We start from the raw sequence: 14,502 nt of genomic DNA, 5'->3' as shown, positions 1-14,502 counted from the left end.
GGGCGCGACCCCACCGGCCGCGCCCCGCTCCACTGTAACGAGCAATTCTCACCCAAAGGTAGACACACCCCACCAATAAGCGCCACAATCATCCGCAAGACGCACCCCCCGCGTCCCACCCGAGCGCACGGAGGACCGATGTCACAGTCGAGCGATGGCTCCGCGAAGGTCGCAGGAGCGACCTATACCCGAGCCGGTCAGGAGTACTTCCAGAAGCGGACGCTCAAGAGGTCCGCCGGAGTGTGGGGCCTGTGGGGCCTCGCGGTCGCCGCCGTCATCTCGGGAGACTTCTCGGGCTGGAACTTCGGCATCGACTTCGCCGGGTTCGGAGGGATGCTGATCGCCTTCGCGATCCTCGTCGTCATGTACTACGGCCTGATCTTCTCGATCGGCGAGATGTCGTCCGCGATGCCGCACACCGGAGGCGCCTACTCCTTCGCACGATCGGCGATGGGGCCGTGGGGCGGCCTGGTCACCGGCGCGGCCGAGACGATCGAGTACGTCGCGACGACCGCGGTGATCGTCTACTTCTCGGCTTCGTACGCCGACGCCATCACCGCCGAGCTGCTGGGCGTGTCTCTGCCGGCGTGGGTGTGGTGGATCATCCTCTACCTCGTGTTCATCGCCCTGAACGCCGCCGGCGCGAACATCTCGTTCAAGTTCGCGATCGTCGTGTCGATCATCTCGATCGGCATCATCCTCGTCTTCTCCGCGATGGCCGTCTTCTCCGGCGCGTTCCAGTGGGCGAACCTGTGGGACATGGCGCCCGATCCGGGCCAGACGGAGTTCCTGCCCCACGGTGTGCTCCCGATCCTCTTCGCGCTGCCGTTCGCCATGTGGTTCTTCCTCGGCATCGAGGAGCTGCCGCTCGCGGCGGAGGAGTCGCACAATCCCGTGCGCGACATCCCTCGTGCCGGCCTCTGGGCCCGCGCGACGCTCATCGTCACGGGGCTCCTCGTCCTCTTCCTCAACACCGGAGTCCTCGGCGCGGAGGCGACGGGAGTCGCCTCCGAACCACTCCTCGACGGCTTCCGCGCCATCGTGGGTGACGGCGCTGCCGCAGTGCTCGCGCTCTTCGCGCTCGTCGGTCTCCTCGCCTCGCTGCAGGGGATCATGTTCGCCTACGGGCGCAACATGTACTCCCTCTCCCGCGCCGGGTACTACCCGCGCTTCCTCTCGCTCACCGGCAAGCGCCAGACGCCGTGGGTGGCCCTCGTGGTGGGAGCGGTGATCGGCTTCGTCGCCCTGCTCGCCCTCGACACGATCGCGGCGCTCAACGAGGGCGCGGGTGCCGTCGCCGGCGCGATCGTGCTCAACATCGCCGTGTGGGGGGCCGTGCTGGCCTACTTCCTGCAGATGGTGTCGTACGTCATCCTGCGGCGGAAGTTCCCCGACGTCGCGCGTCCGTACCGCAGCCCCTGGGGTGTCCCCGGTGCGATCATCGCGGCCGCCATCTCGGCGCTCATCTTCGTGGGCTTCCTCCTCAACGAGGCGTTCCAGCCTGCCATCATCGCGATCGCGATCGTGTACGTCGTCATCCTCGTCGGGTTCGCCCTCTTCTTCCGCCACCGCCTGGTGCTGTCACCCGAAGAGGAGTACGCCCTCTCGGGCGGCAAGCACGGCGACCCGCAGGCCGAGGGCTACGACGCCATGGAGTCCGAGGTCTTCGGCGGGGAGAAGCCGCAGTAGCAGGACCGGGCGGGGTCGGAGCGGTCCGGGGGGACGCTCCGGCCTTGCGCTCGCGCCGCCCCGCTCGATCGTCCGGGCCCCGGCGTCGAGCGGCCCCCTCGCGTCGCGATGCAGACGCCGACTCGAGGAGGCCTATGGCTCCCAGGGGCCCGGTCACTCGGTTGGGGGATCGAGAACGCTGCTGGGGGACAGCCGCCGAGCACACGCCAGAAGCTTGATTCCAGGGTACGCCCCCTGAGCACGGAGAGGGCCTGTCCGCCATTTGGGGGACAATTCCCGCCGGAAACCCCCAAAACTGCGCATTTTGTCCTCCGAAGTGGGGACAGACACGACGAACCTGCCCACGTAACGTTGTACGCGAGGTGTCCCCAGCACCTCAGAGAGTGGTGTCCCCAGCGCCCTCTCGTATCATCGTCGCAGATCGCGCCTTGGGGGCGCAGTTCTCACACCGACGATGGCAGGCCCCCGGGAGTCCCCAACCCCGGGGGCCTTTTCTGTGCCCGGGACCGGTCTGCGCCCGGGACCGGGTCGAGCGTGCGCATCCGACGTCCGCACACGACCCGGTTCGGTCGTCTTCGCCTCTCGGCGCCTCTCGGCGAGGTCCGCAGTACCCGGAGTGGAGCTCGCGGCTCCGGTCAGTACAGCAGGAACTGCGTGGTCTGCGTGGACCCGACGCCGCCGATCTCGACGGCGAGGTGGTACGAGGCCCCTCCCCCGGGCGCGCGCTGGCGGGAGTCCTGGTCGCACGTGTCGACGGCAGAGCGGGTGCGGTCCCACACGAGCGGCGCCGCACTCGACACCGACTGCCCCGCGGCCAGCGTCACGATCATGTCGCTCGGCTCGCTCTGGCAGTCGGTCGACCGCCACCACACGTCGTTCCCGCTCGTGACCGTGTACACCTGGGTGGTCGTCCCGACGTTCATCGTGCAGTCGGCACCGCCGGTGTTGGTGAGCGTGATCGTGAACGCCGGCTGCTGGTCGGCGGCGTACGAGGTCCGGTCGGTCACCGCCTCCACGGTGACGTTCCGGGCCAGGCACGGCTCGATGTCCGACGCGGCCGTCGCGGTCGGCGACGGTGTCGGCTTCGCCTCCGCCGTGGGGGTCGGCGTCGCTGACGGCGACGGCGTGGCGGTCGGCGTGGGCTGGGCCGAGGCATCCGGCGTCTGCGACACCTGCGGAACGGGGATCTCGGATGCCGCGCCCCGCCATGGCTGTGCCACGAGAAGCCACACGACCACCGCGGCCACCGCGATCAGCGCGAGGAGGACGACCAGGCGCCGCCGGCGGTACACGGCGGGCGAGTGCCGTCGTCGGGGGGTCGGCGCGCTCATGCTTTCCAGGGTAGGCGGCCCGCGGTCACGCACTCGCCCGGCACGCCCGGGTGCCCGGGCGCGGAGCTCAGCTGACGAGCATCAGGACGATGAACTCCAGGATCCCGAGCAGCATCGCCAGGGCGAGGAGCGAGAGCACCGGCATCGCGAGGACCCAGGCGGGCGACATCCGCATCAGGACACGACCCCCGGCCTCACCCGAGCTCCTTGAGCATGCGGGTGTTGCCGAGCGTGTTGGGCTTCACGTGCGCGAGATCGAGGAACTCCGCGACACCTTCGTCGGGAGAGCGGATCAGCTGCGAGTAGACGTCCGGGTCCACGACCTGCTCGCCGATCGGCGCGAACCCCCGACGGGTGAAGAACTCGACCTCGAAGGTCAGGCAGAAGAGCCGGGCGAGTCCGAGACGGCGGGCATTGTTCTCTAGGGTCTCGACGATCGCCCGCCCGACGCCGCGGTGCAGCCACTCGTCGACGACGATGAGCGTGCGGATCTCGCCAAGGTCCTCCCACAGGACGTGGAGGGCACCGCAGCCCACGAGCTCGCCGCCGGCGCTCTCGGCGACGACGAACTGCTGCGTCGCCTCGTACAGCACGACGAGGTCCTTGCCGAGCAGGATGCGGCGCTGCACGAACGGCTCCAGCATCGCCTGGATGCCCCGCACGTCCGCCGTCGTCGCAGGCCGCACCGTGAACTCGCTCATCCGTCCAGGTTAGGCCCGGCACCGGGCCACTTCTTGCTCGTTCCGCGTCGTGTCTGCCCGCGTCCACTTGTCAAACCCGCGGGAGATTTCGCGAGGCCGGACGCCGTGGGCGCCGCTCCACCGCGAATTCTCCCGAGCGTTTCACCGCACCACGCGGAAACGACGGAGAGCGGATGCCTCAGCATCCGCTCTCCGTTCGTTCCGTGTATGCGCGCTACGCGTTGGCCGCCAGGTCGGGCGTCGCGGTGATCTCGCCGCCGTGGACGACGCCCACCGCGACCTTCTCGCCGCGCGGGCCGGTCTCGAAGACGAACTCGCCGTTCTGGGCGTCGACCTTCACGTGATCGCCGGGCTCGAGCTCGCCGTGGAGGATCTTCTCGGACAGGCGGTCCTCGACCTCGCGCTGCATCGCGCGACGCAGCGGGCGAGCGCCGAGCGCCGGGTCGAACCCGATGTCGATGAGCTTGTCCTTCGCGGCATCCGTCAGCTCCACCGTCATGTCGCGGTCGAGCAGACGCTCGCCGAGGCGCTTGGTGAAAAGACCCACGATCTGGCGCAGCTCGTCCTTGTCGAGCTGCGGGAAGACGATGATGTCGTCGACGCGGTTGAGGAACTCGGGCTTGAAGTTGCGCTTGAGCTCCTCGTTGACCTTGCCCTTCATCCGCTCGTAGGTCGTGCCGCTGTTGCCCTCGACCTGGAAGCCCACGGGGCCTCCGGCGATCGCCGACGAACCCAGGTTGGTCGTCATGATGATCACCGTGTTCTTGAAGTCGATGACGCGACCCTGACCGTCGGTGAGGCGCCCCTCCTCGAGGATCTGCAGCAGCGAGTTGAAGATGTCGGGGTGGGCCTTCTCGATCTCGTCGAACAGCACGACAGAGAACGGCTTGCGGCGCACCTTCTCGGTGAGCTGGCCGCCCTCCTCGAAGCCGACGAATCCGGGAGGGGCGCCGAAGAGCCGCGACACGGTGTGCTTCTCACCGAACTCCGACATGTCGAGCGAGATGAGCGCCGACTCGTCGTCGAAGAGGAACTCGGCGAGCGCCTTGGCCAGCTCGGTCTTTCCGACACCGGTCGGGCCGGCGAAGATGAACGAGCCCGACGGGCGCTTCGGGTCCTTCAGACCCGCACGCTGACGGCGGATCGTCTTGGACAGGGCGGCGATGGCCTCCTCCTGGCCGATGACTCGCTGGTGCAGCGCCTTCTCCATGAAGACGAGGCGGCTGGACTCCTCCTCGGTGAGCTTGAAGACCGGGATGCCGGTCGCCTGGGCGAGCACCTCGGCGATCAGGCCCTCGTCGACCACCGCGTGTGAGGCGACGTCGCCCGAGCGCCACTGCTTCTCGAGGCGCAGCCGTTCGGCGAGGAGGGACTTCTCCTCATCGCGCAGCGACGCGGCCTTCTCGAAGTCCTGCTCCTCGGAGGCGACTTCCTTCTGCTCGCGCACGTGGGCGATCTTCTCGTCGAACTCCCGCAGCTCGGGCGGGCTCGAGAGGATCGACAGGCGCAGGCGGGCGCCGGCCTCGTCGATCAGGTCGATCGCCTTGTCGGGCAGGAAGCGGTCCGAGATGTACCGGTCGGCGAGGTTCGCCGCGGCGACGATCGCGCCGTCGGTGATCTGCACCTTGTGGTGGGCCTCGTAGCGGTCGCGCAGCCCCTTCAGGATGTTGATCGCGTGGGGAAGGCTCGGCTCGGCGACCTGGATCGGCTGGAAGCGGCGCTCGAGCGCGGCATCCTTCTCGAAGTGCTTGCGGTACTCGTCGAGCGTGGTCGCGCCGATGGTCTGCAGCTCGCCACGGGCGAGGAGCGGCTTGAGGATCGATGCGGCGTCGATCGCACCCTCGGCGGCGCCGGCGCCCACGAGGGTGTGGATCTCGTCGATGAAGACGATGATGTCGCCGCGCGTGCGGATCTCCTTCGTGACCTTCTTGAGGCGCTCTTCGAAGTCACCGCGGTAGCGGGAGCCGGCGATGAGCGAGCCGAGGTCGAGCGAGTAGAGCTGCTTGTCCTTCAGCGTCTCGGGCACATCGCCCTTGACGATGGCCTGGGCGAGGCCCTCGACGACCGCCGTCTTTCCGACACCGGGCTCGCCGATGAGGACGGGGTTGTTCTTCGAGCGGCGCGAGAGGATCTGCATCACGCGCTCGATCTCCTTCTCGCGCCCGATGACCGGGTCGAGCTTGTTGTCGCGGGCGGCCTGCGTGAGATTGCGGCCGAACTGGTCGAGCACCTGGGACCCGCCCTGGGTGGTGCCCTGGGTCTGCTCGCCGGCACCGCTCGCGACGCCCGCGGGCTCCTTGCCCTGGTATCCCGACAGCAGCTGGATGACCTGCTGACGCACCTTGTTGAGGTCTGCGCCGAGCTTCACCAGCACCTGTGCGGCGACGCCCTCGCCCTCGCGGATGAGGCCGAGGAGGATGTGCTCGGTGCCGATGTAGTTGTGCCCGAGCTGCAGCGCCTCGCGCAGCGACAGCTCGAGCACCTTCTTGGCGCGCGGAGTGAAGGGGATGTGGCCGGTCGGCTGCTGCTGACCCTGGCCGATGATGTCCTGCACCTGCTCGCGCACGGCGTCGAGCGAGATGCCGAGGGACTCCAGGGCCTTGGCGGCGACGCCCTCGCCCTCGTGGATCAGGCCGAGCAGGATGTGCTCGGTGCCGATGTAGTTGTGGTTGAGCATCTTCGCCTCTTCCTGGGCGAGGACGACCACTCGACGGGCACGGTCGGTGAATCTCTCGAACATCGTCTTTCCTCCGGGGTGCGCACGGTGCCGTGATGCACGTCTGGCTCCTTACACACGAGGGTACGGCGCGGGTGGATGCCGCAAGCGCGTGTTCGCCAGGGGCGGACCGTCGCCCGTGAGCGACGTGATTGCGCCGCGGCATCCGGTGGCTTATCGTTTTTCGATAACAACGTTTATCGATACGGAAGGGCGGGACGATGAGTGCTCGGACAGAGGAAGCGAAGGTGTGGTCCCGCTGGGACGCCGCCGCGATGTGGTTCTACGCGCTGCTGGGAGCGGCGTTCGTCGTGTGGACGATCGTGCTCGCGGTGCGCCGCATCATCGAGGTGCTCACCGCCGAGATCGTCCCCGTCCCCGCCGAGTTCTCGGGCACCCCCGCCGACGCGCCCATCGGACCGGGCGGCGCCGGCGTGACCGTCGAGCTCGACCGGGCGGTGCTCCTCCCGCCGGAGCTGCCGATCGCCTCGACGGTCGCCCTGGTCCTCGAGCAGCTCGTGATCGTGGCGTCGGTGACGGTGACGGTCGGCTGCCTCCTTTGGCTCACGTGGGGCGTGCTCCACGGGAGGCTCTTCAGCCGCCGGCACACCGCACTCGTCGCGACGGCGACCGGAGCAGCGCTCTTCGGCTTCGCGGCCGCGCCGTTCTTCGGCAACATGGGCGCGAACGGCGCGTTCGCGTGGATCTCGGAGCGGACGTTCGACAACGTCATCATCGCCGTCAATCCCGTGCTGTGGTTCGGCGCGGCCTTCATCGGGGCCATCGTGACGACGGCGTTCTCGGTCGGCGACCGGCTCCAGCGCGAGACGGAGCTTCTCGTATGACGCCCGCCGCGACCGAGGACGAAGGACCTTCCGGAGTCCACTGCCGGCTCGACGAGCTGCTCGAAGCCCGCGGAATGACGCTCACCCGGCTCTCCGAGCTCGTCGGCGTCTCGGTGGTGAACCTGTCCATCCTCAAGAACGACCGGGCCCGCGCGATCCGCTACTCCACCCTCTCGGCGATCTGCCGCGCGCTGGACTGCGAGATCGGCGAGCTGCTCGTCCGCGCCGACACCTGAGGCCGAGGCATCCCTCGCCGGTGCGCGGCGGCGGGCGTAGCGCTGCAGTTCGCGACGCGCGCTGCGTCGCGCGACGGCGCCGGTGTCGCGAACTGCAGCGGCAGCGGCGCCCCCACCCCCACGGGAGAGGCGCGAGGGAGGGATGCCTCGGCCCGCGGCATCCCTCCCTGCGGCGTCAGTTCGGGATGATCGGGACCCGGACGTCCTCGAACTCGGCGCCGGTGAGGATCGCGACGATCCCGGCGTCCTCGTCCGGGTCCTCGGGCACGGCCGTGACCGTGCCGCGCGGGGCCATGTCCATCGTGCAGGCCTGGTCCTCCGGCGGGTCGACGAAGGTCACCGTGATCTCGGTCTCGCTCGTGAGCTCGGTGTTCTCGATCACCGGCACGCAGGAGGACGAGCCCCACGTGAGGATCACGAACTGCCCGTCGACGTCGGTCCAGCCCGCGCTCGGCGCGTAGTCCGTCTCGCCCCCGGTGGCCAGCCCCGGCACACCGTCGAGGTCGGTGTCGCCGGCCCAGCCGTCACCGGTGACCTTGATCTCGAGCTCCTGCTCGGGGTCGACGTCTCCGGGCACGCCGACGAGGGAGACCCGGGGCACCAGGTCTGCGGTGCACGCGGTGTCGCCCTCGACATCGACGAGCGTGACGTTGAGCACGCCATCGGCGTACGTCGTCTCCTCGGCGGTCGGGATGCAGGTCGAGCTGCCCTGGGTGACGATGCCGATCGAGCGTCCGCCGTCGAGCCACGCGGCGCTGATCTCCTGCTCGGTGGAGCCCCCGTCGTCGTCGTTCGTGGTCGGCGCGGTCGACGGCGTTCCGCCGCTGCCGGTGGCGCACGCGGCGAGGACACCGGTCAGGAGGACGGCCACGCCGAGTGCAGCGAGGGCCGTGCGGGTGCGAGTTGCCATGGGAGAACCCTTCCGTGAGCTGAGGCGCATGCCGGTGCCGCGGCATCCGTCGTCCCTTATGGTGTCGCGATCGCCCCGGGAATCTCAGGGTGTGCGGTCACGGACCGGTCACAATCACCCGCAAGATCACCTATTGAAGCGCAGAGGTGAGGCGCGCCAGGTTGTCGAGCACGGTCGACCGCAGCGGCTGCTTCATCCACTCCTCGAGCGTGAGCTCGCGGCTGAGGGAGCGGTAGCCGTCCTCGACGGCGCGCATCTCATGCACGAACTCCTCGCCGCGCACGAGCATCGAGATCTCCATGTTGAGACCGAACGACCGCATGTCCATGTTGCTCGATCCGACGATCGCGACCTCGTCGTCGATCGTCATGGACTTCGAGTGCAGGATGAACGGCCGCTGGTACATCCAGATCTTCACGCCGGCCCGCAGCAGCGCCTCGTAGTAGCTGCGCTGCGCGTGGTAGACCAGCGCCTGGTCCCCCTCCTCCGACACGAACAGTTCGACATGGATGCCGCGCTGGCACGCGGTGGTGATCGCGAGGAGCAGCGCCTCGTCGGGGACGAAGTACGGGCTCACGACGATGATCTTGCGCTGGGCGGCGTAGAGCAGGCCCGCGAACAGTTTGAGGTTGTTCTGGAACTCGAACCCCGGGCCCGACGGGATGATCTGGCAGTCGAGGTCGCCGGGCCCGGATCTCACCGAGAACAGGTCGATCTCCTCGGTGAGCACCTCGTCGGTCTCGCTGTACCAGTCCGAGAGGAACACCGCATTGATGGATGCCACGACCGGCCCCTCGACGCGCACCATGAGGTCGACCCAGTGCAGGCCGCGTCGGATGTTCTTCGGCAGGTTGTACGTCGAGTCGGTGACGTTCTGCGATCCGGTGTAGGCCACGCGCCCGTCGACGACGAGGAGCTTGCGGTGGTTGCGCAGATCCGGCCGCTGGTACTTGCCCTTCAGCGGCTGGACCGGAAGCATCAGGCGCCACTGCGCGCCCATCGCGTCGAGACGCTTGAGCGTGGCCTTGTAGAACGGCTTACCCCGATTCGCCCAGTGGTCCAGGAGGACGCGCACCGCAACGCCGCGCGCGCAGACCTCTTCGAGCGCCGTGAAGAAGTTGTCGGTCGCCGTGTCGGCCTGGAAGATGTAGAACTCGACGTGCACGTACCGCTCCGCCTTGCGGATGGCGTCGGCCATGGCGTCGAGGCTCTCCTGGTAGCCGCCGATGATGTGGGCGGAGTTGTCGCCCGCGAGCGGCATCGCGCCCAGGTTGCGGTTGAGGGTCACCAGCGACGTGAACCAGTCGGGGGCGTGCGGACGCAGCGTGCCGAAGTCGAGCGACGCCGAGGTGTCGTGGATGTACTCGTTGATGTCCTCCTGCTTGCGGCGGCGCTTGCGCGGCAGTCGCGGGTTGCCGATCAGGAGGAACAGGAACACCCCGATGAGCGGGATGAAGTAGATCGCCAGGAGCCACGCCATCGCCGCAGTGGGGCGCCGGTTGCGCGGCACGATGATGATGGCCGCGATGCGGATCGCCAGGTCGACCACGAAGACGAGCACCAGCCACCACGTCGCGTCGAACGTGATGCTGATCACCCTGGCTCCTCGCGCTGGTGGAAGGCGTGAGCCCAGCGTAGTGGGGGCCGGGGTCAGCGCTCGGCGACGGGGGCGGGTTCGGTCGTTCCCGTCGCGGGGGGAAGTCCGCGCTTCGCGCGCTCCTCCGCCTCGATGCGGGCGTACTCGCGGCGCTCGGTGCGGTCGGCTCGGATGATGCTCCGGAGCACGAAGAAGAAGATCGCGCTCACGACGATCGTCGGCAGCAGCGTCCAGAGGACGGCGACCCAGTAATCGTCCATACCTCCAGGATACGGGGCGTCGCGGACCGCGCCGCCCTTCCTCCCCATCGCCGGGCTGGGGGCGGCCGTCCACAGATCTCCCGTGTCCCCAGCGGGCGCGGCGCCAGCGGGCGCAGAGTCGGTGGGCATGACCACCATCGTGAAAGCGGCCGATGCCGCATCCTTCCTGTCCCTCGTCCCGCGCATGCTCGGCTATCAGCCTTCGCGGAGCCTCGTGATGGTGCCCTTCGAAGGCACGCGGAGCATCGGGGCCATGAGGTTCGATCTTCCCGATGACCCGGACGACGTGGACGGGTTCGCGGCCACCGCCGTGGGCATGGTGTGCCGGCTCCCCGGCGCCGACGCCGTTGCCGCGGTGGTCTGCACCGACGTCCGGTTCGACGGGGGCGGGATGCCGCACGCCGGCCTCTTCGACGCGCTCGAACGGCGTGCCGACGAGTCGGGTCTGCGGATGGGGGACGCCCTGTGCCTCGCGCCCGATGGCTGGGGTTCACGGTTCGACGCCGCGCTGCCGCCGGGCGGCCGCGCGCTCACCGAGCTCGACGCCGTCCCTCCCGGCACCGAGGACCTCGAGATGGTCGCCGGAGATCAGGGCTCCGGCGCGGAGCTGCCCGCGACGGGTCTCGTCGAGCAGGAGCGGGTCGGACGCGCGCTGATCGCGCTCACTCGTGCCGTCGGCATCCTCAACGGGTCCGACGACGACGACGGAACCGACGGCGGCGGACGCGTCGACCCGAGGGCACTCGCGGCCGCGTGCGCCCTCGACGACCTGCCCGCGCTCTTCGAGGATGCCCTGTCCTGGCCCGTCGACAACCTGTCTCCCTTCGACGCCGCCACCGTCGCCTGGTGTCTCGACCGACCGGCGCTGCGCGACGTCGCCCTCGTCCAGTGGGCCGGGACGATGGCCGACGGCGACACCGCGCTCGAGGCCCAGCTGCGATGGGAGTCGGGCGAGGAGTACCCGGGCGACCTCGCGATGCGCATGTGGGGCGAGGGGGAACGCCCCGATGTCGCGCGGCTCGCGCGGGCGCTCGAGCTCTCCCGGCATGTGGCCGCCCTCGCACCGCGTGCGTCGCGACCCGGGACGCTGTCCCTGTGCGCGTGGCTTTCGTGGTCGCTCGGGCGCTCGACGCACGCCGACGTGTACGCGAGTGCCGCGTGCGAGATCGAGCCGGACCACGGGCTCAGCGAGATCGTGAAGTCGTTCGTGCAGGCGGGCCATCTCCCCGACTGGGCATTCCGGCCCGCCGGACGCAAACGGCGGTGAGACGGTGCTACTTCACGAGCGGGAAGAGGATCGTCTCGCGGATGCCGAGACCGGTGATCGCCATGAGGAGACGATCGATCCCCATGCCCATGCCCCCGGTGGGCGGCATGCCGTGCTCGAGCGCACGCAGGAACTCCTCGTCGATGCGCATGGCCTCGAGGTCTCCGCGGGCCGCCAGCTTCGCCTGCTCGACGAACCGCTCGCGCTGGATGACCGGGTCGACCAGCTCGGAGTAGCCGGTCGCGAGCTCGAAGCCCCGCGTGTAGAGGTCCCACTTCTCGACGACGCCCGGGATCGAACGGTGCTCGCGCACGAGCGGGCTCGTGTCGATCGGGAAGTCCATCACGAACGTCGGACGCGTGAGGTCTGGCTTGACGAAGTGCTCCCACAGCTCCTCGACGAGCTTGCCGTGCGTGGCGTGCGGGGGGATGTCGGCGCCGACCTCGTTCGCGAACGCGATGAGCTCCTCGACCGGCGTCTCGGGTGTGATCTCGCGGCCGCCGGCCTCCGACAGCGACCCGTACATCGGGATGCGGTCCCACTGGCCGCCCAGGTCGTACTCGGTGCCGTCCGCCCACGTGACGCTGGTCGATCCGGCGACCGCGACGGCGGCGTTCTGGACGATCTCCTGCGTGAGGTCGGCGATGCCGTTGTAGTCGGAGTAGGCCTGGTACGCCTCGATCATCACGAACTCGGGGCTGTGCGTGGAGTCGGCGCCCTCGTTGCGGAAGTTGCGGTTGATCTCGAACACGCGCTCGATTCCGCCCACGACGGCCCGCTTGAGGTAGAGCTCCGGAGCGATGCGCAGGTAGAGGTCGGTGTCGAACGCGTTCGAGGTGGTGATGAAGGGCCGGGCGGACGCCCCGCCGTGCTGGATCTGAAGCATGGGGGTCTCGACCTCGAGGAACCCGTGGCTCGCGAACGTCTGCCGCACGCTCGCGTTCGCCTTCGCCCGGGCGACGACCGTCTCGCGGGCGCGGTCGCGCACGATGAGGTCGAGGAACCGGCTGCGCACGCGGCTCTCCTCGCTGAGCTCGGTGTACATGTTCGGAAGCGGCAGGATCGCCTTCGAGGCGATCGCCCACTCCGAGACCATGATCGACAGCTCGCCGCGACGGCTGGAGATGACCTCGCCCCGCACGTACACGTGGTCGCCGAGATCGACGAGTTCCTTCCACCGCTGGAGCGACTCCTCGCCGACTGCGGCCAGCGACACCATCGCCTGGAGGCGGCTGCCATCCCCCGACTGCAGCGTCGCGAAGCAGAGCTTGCCGGTATTGCGGCTGAAGACGACGCGGCCGGCGACGGCGGCCGTCACACCGGTCTCGGCCCCCGCCTCGAGGTCGCCGTACCGCTCGCGCAGCGCCGGGATGGTGTCGGTGAGGGGCAAGGCGACCGGGTACGGGCCGGCCGCGGCATCCACTCGTTCGTCGAGGAGTCGATCCCGCTTGGCCATGCGCACGGCCTTCTGCTCGAAGACGTCCTCTTCGCTCGGTTCGGGCGCGGTCGTGTCGGTCACGGGGTGGGCTCCTCGGTGGGGTTCTCCGCGGCGCGCGGACCCTCAATCCTACCGAGGGCCCGAGCGATGCTTTCCGGGGCTCGGCACAGCCCATCGGCCTCTTGGCGACCGTGTTCTGCGGGAGTAGCGTCGGACGCGTTCCCGCAGGCGCCCCCTCGACCGATCGGATCGAGCGATGCCACGACCTCGTCGCACCATGTCGGACTCCGCCGGCTTCTGGACCGTCGCGGTCTCCTTCACGGCGGTGACGGCGTACGCGACCGTGCCGACACCGCTGTATCCGCTCTACCAGGAGGCCGATCGGTTTCCCGTGGCGGTGGTGACGCTGATCTTCGCCGCCTTCGCGGTCGGCGTCGTGGTCAGCCTCTTCCTCATCGGTCACATCAGCGATTGGGCGGGTCGCCGCCGCATGGCGATCCTCGCGCTCCTCGTGTCGGCGGCGGCAGCGCTCGTGTTCCTGCTCTGGGATGCCGTGCCGGGCCTGATCCTGGCCCGATTCGTCGACGGCGTGAGCGTGGGGATCCTGACGGCGGCGGCGACCGCGCATCTGGCGGAGCTCCGGGCACGGTCCCGTCCCGCCGAGGACCCGGTGATCGCGGCGTCGGTCGCGGGGGCGGCGAACCTGGGCGGACTGGCGCTCGGGCCGTTGATCGGCGGGCTGTTCGCCGAGTTCCTCCCCGACCCGCTCGAGCTCCCGCACCTCGTGTTCCTCGTGCTGTTCCTCGTCGCCGCCGTTGCCATGCGGGCGGTCCCCGAGACGGTGGACACCGCCGCCGCCCACACGCCCTATCGGCCCCAGCGGCTGGCGTTCCCGCCGCGATCCCGCGCCGCCTTCGCCGCGGCCTCGATCGGTGCGGCCGCGTCGTTCGCGCTGTTCGCTTTGTTCACGTCGCTCGCACCGACGTTCCTCCACGACACCTTCCGCGTCTCGGACCACCTGGTCGACGGGGCGACGGTCTTCGCCGTGTTCGGAGCGGCCGCCGTGGCTCAGGTCGCCCTCGTGCGCGTCGCGCAGCGAACCCAGCTCGCGATCGCGATCGGATGCTTCGTCGCCGGACTCGTCGGCATCGCGGCGGTTGCGCTCACCCCCGCGTTCGCGCTCTTCCTCGCGGGCGGGATCGTCGCGGGCGCCGGGGCGGGCATCATGTTCCGCTCCGCGATCGCCGGCGCCGCCTCCCTCGCCGCGCCGGGCCGGCGCGGCGAGACGCTGGCGCTGCTCTTCCTGATCGCCTACACGGGCCTCATCGGACCCGTCCTCCTCGTGGGCTGGAGCCTGGAGACCACCCCCGAGACGATGGTGCTCCTCGTCTTCTCCGTGATCGTCCTCCTCGCGACGGTCGGCGCGGGCGTGGTCATGCGGCGCCGGCTCGCCGTGGACGATCCGACCGCTTCAGCTCGATCCGCGGACGACCCGACCGACGGATGAGGGAG

Annotated in this window: 12 protein-coding genes; 5 read left to right on the top strand and 7 right to left on the bottom strand. The window is 69.4% G+C overall.

Annotation, left to right across the window (positions count from 1 at the left end; all coding sequences use genetic code 11):
* The first annotated feature begins 138 nt into the window (after positions 1-138).
* Positions 139-1,689: an amino acid permease gene (locus tag ACFQ0P_RS07260; RefSeq protein WP_204977900.1), complete on the top strand. Its 1,551-nt coding sequence runs from the start codon at positions 139-141 to the stop codon at positions 1,687-1,689.
* Positions 1,690-2,324: 635 nt separating this feature from the next.
* On the opposite strand, the gene ACFQ0P_RS07255 is transcribed toward ACFQ0P_RS07260, so the two are convergent.
* From ACFQ0P_RS07255 to ACFQ0P_RS07245, 3 genes are all read right to left on the bottom strand, one after another.
* Positions 2,325-3,020 carry a hypothetical protein gene (locus ACFQ0P_RS07255; protein ID WP_204977899.1) on the bottom strand — a complete coding sequence of 232 codons (696 nt, stop codon included), beginning with the start codon at positions 3,018-3,020 and terminating at the stop codon, positions 2,325-2,327.
* A gap of 194 nt (positions 3,021-3,214) precedes the next feature.
* The gene (locus tag ACFQ0P_RS07250) at positions 3,215-3,721 is read right to left on the bottom strand and encodes an amino-acid N-acetyltransferase (RefSeq protein WP_204977898.1); all 507 of its coding nucleotides are present in this window, start codon (positions 3,719-3,721) and stop codon (positions 3,215-3,217) included.
* 214 nt (positions 3,722-3,935) lie between these two features.
* Positions 3,936-6,461: an ATP-dependent Clp protease ATP-binding subunit gene (locus tag ACFQ0P_RS07245; protein ID WP_204977896.1), complete on the bottom strand. Its 2,526-nt coding sequence runs from the start codon at positions 6,459-6,461 to the stop codon at positions 3,936-3,938.
* Positions 6,462-6,658: 197 nt separating this feature from the next.
* On the opposite strand from ACFQ0P_RS07245, the gene ACFQ0P_RS07240 reads away from it, so the two are divergent.
* Both ACFQ0P_RS07240 and ACFQ0P_RS07235 read left to right on the top strand, forming a co-directional pair.
* Positions 6,659-7,282, top strand: a complete 624-nt coding sequence (locus tag ACFQ0P_RS07240) for a hypothetical protein (protein ID WP_204977894.1) — start codon at positions 6,659-6,661, stop codon at positions 7,280-7,282.
* Complete coding sequence (locus tag ACFQ0P_RS07235) at positions 7,279-7,518, top strand: helix-turn-helix domain-containing protein (RefSeq protein ID WP_204977892.1); 240 nt, start codon at positions 7,279-7,281, stop codon at positions 7,516-7,518. The genes ACFQ0P_RS07240 and ACFQ0P_RS07235 overlap by 4 nt, the downstream gene beginning before the upstream one ends.
* Positions 7,519-7,693: 175 nt before the next feature.
* Here ACFQ0P_RS07235 and ACFQ0P_RS07230 read toward each other — a convergent pair whose 3' ends face one another.
* From ACFQ0P_RS07230 to ACFQ0P_RS07220, 3 genes are all read right to left on the bottom strand, one after another.
* Positions 7,694-8,428, bottom strand: coding sequence for a hypothetical protein (locus tag ACFQ0P_RS07230; protein ID WP_204977890.1), 735 nt, complete (start codon positions 8,426-8,428; stop codon positions 7,694-7,696).
* 130 nt (positions 8,429-8,558) lie between these two features.
* Positions 8,559-10,025 carry a cardiolipin synthase gene (gene cls, locus ACFQ0P_RS07225; protein ID WP_204977888.1) on the bottom strand — a complete coding sequence of 489 codons (1,467 nt, stop codon included), beginning with the start codon at positions 10,023-10,025 and terminating at the stop codon, positions 8,559-8,561.
* 53 nt (positions 10,026-10,078) lie between these two features.
* Entirely contained in the window at positions 10,079-10,285 is a 207-nt protein-coding gene (locus tag ACFQ0P_RS07220) for a hypothetical protein (protein WP_204977887.1), read from the bottom strand.
* A 127-nt stretch (positions 10,286-10,412) separates the two neighbouring features.
* On the opposite strand from ACFQ0P_RS07220, the gene ACFQ0P_RS07215 reads away from it, so the two are divergent.
* The gene (locus tag ACFQ0P_RS07215; RefSeq protein WP_204977886.1) at positions 10,413-11,552 is read left to right on the top strand and encodes a DUF4192 family protein; all 1,140 of its coding nucleotides are present in this window, start codon (positions 10,413-10,415) and stop codon (positions 11,550-11,552) included.
* A 7-nt stretch (positions 11,553-11,559) separates the two neighbouring features.
* Here ACFQ0P_RS07215 and lysS read toward each other — a convergent pair whose 3' ends face one another.
* A complete protein-coding gene (lysS, locus tag ACFQ0P_RS07210; protein WP_378771766.1) occupies positions 11,560-13,071 on the bottom strand; it encodes a lysine--tRNA ligase in 1,512 nt (503 codons plus the stop codon).
* 175 nt (positions 13,072-13,246) lie between these two features.
* Here lysS and ACFQ0P_RS07205 point away from each other — a divergent pair, with 175 nt between their 5' ends.
* Positions 13,247-14,497 carry an MFS transporter gene (locus tag ACFQ0P_RS07205; RefSeq protein WP_204977885.1) on the top strand — a complete coding sequence of 417 codons (1,251 nt, stop codon included), beginning with the start codon at positions 13,247-13,249 and terminating at the stop codon, positions 14,495-14,497.
* Positions 14,498-14,502: the final 5 nt, after the last annotated feature.

Origin of the sequence: Microbacterium insulae (genome assembly GCF_042677065.1) — a bacterium.
GTDB classification, from domain to species: Bacteria; Actinomycetota; Actinomycetes; order Actinomycetales; family Microbacteriaceae; genus Microbacterium; species Microbacterium insulae.
The sequence above is the reverse complement of the archived record's forward strand: the minus strand, read 5'-3'. Positions and strand labels throughout refer to the sequence as shown.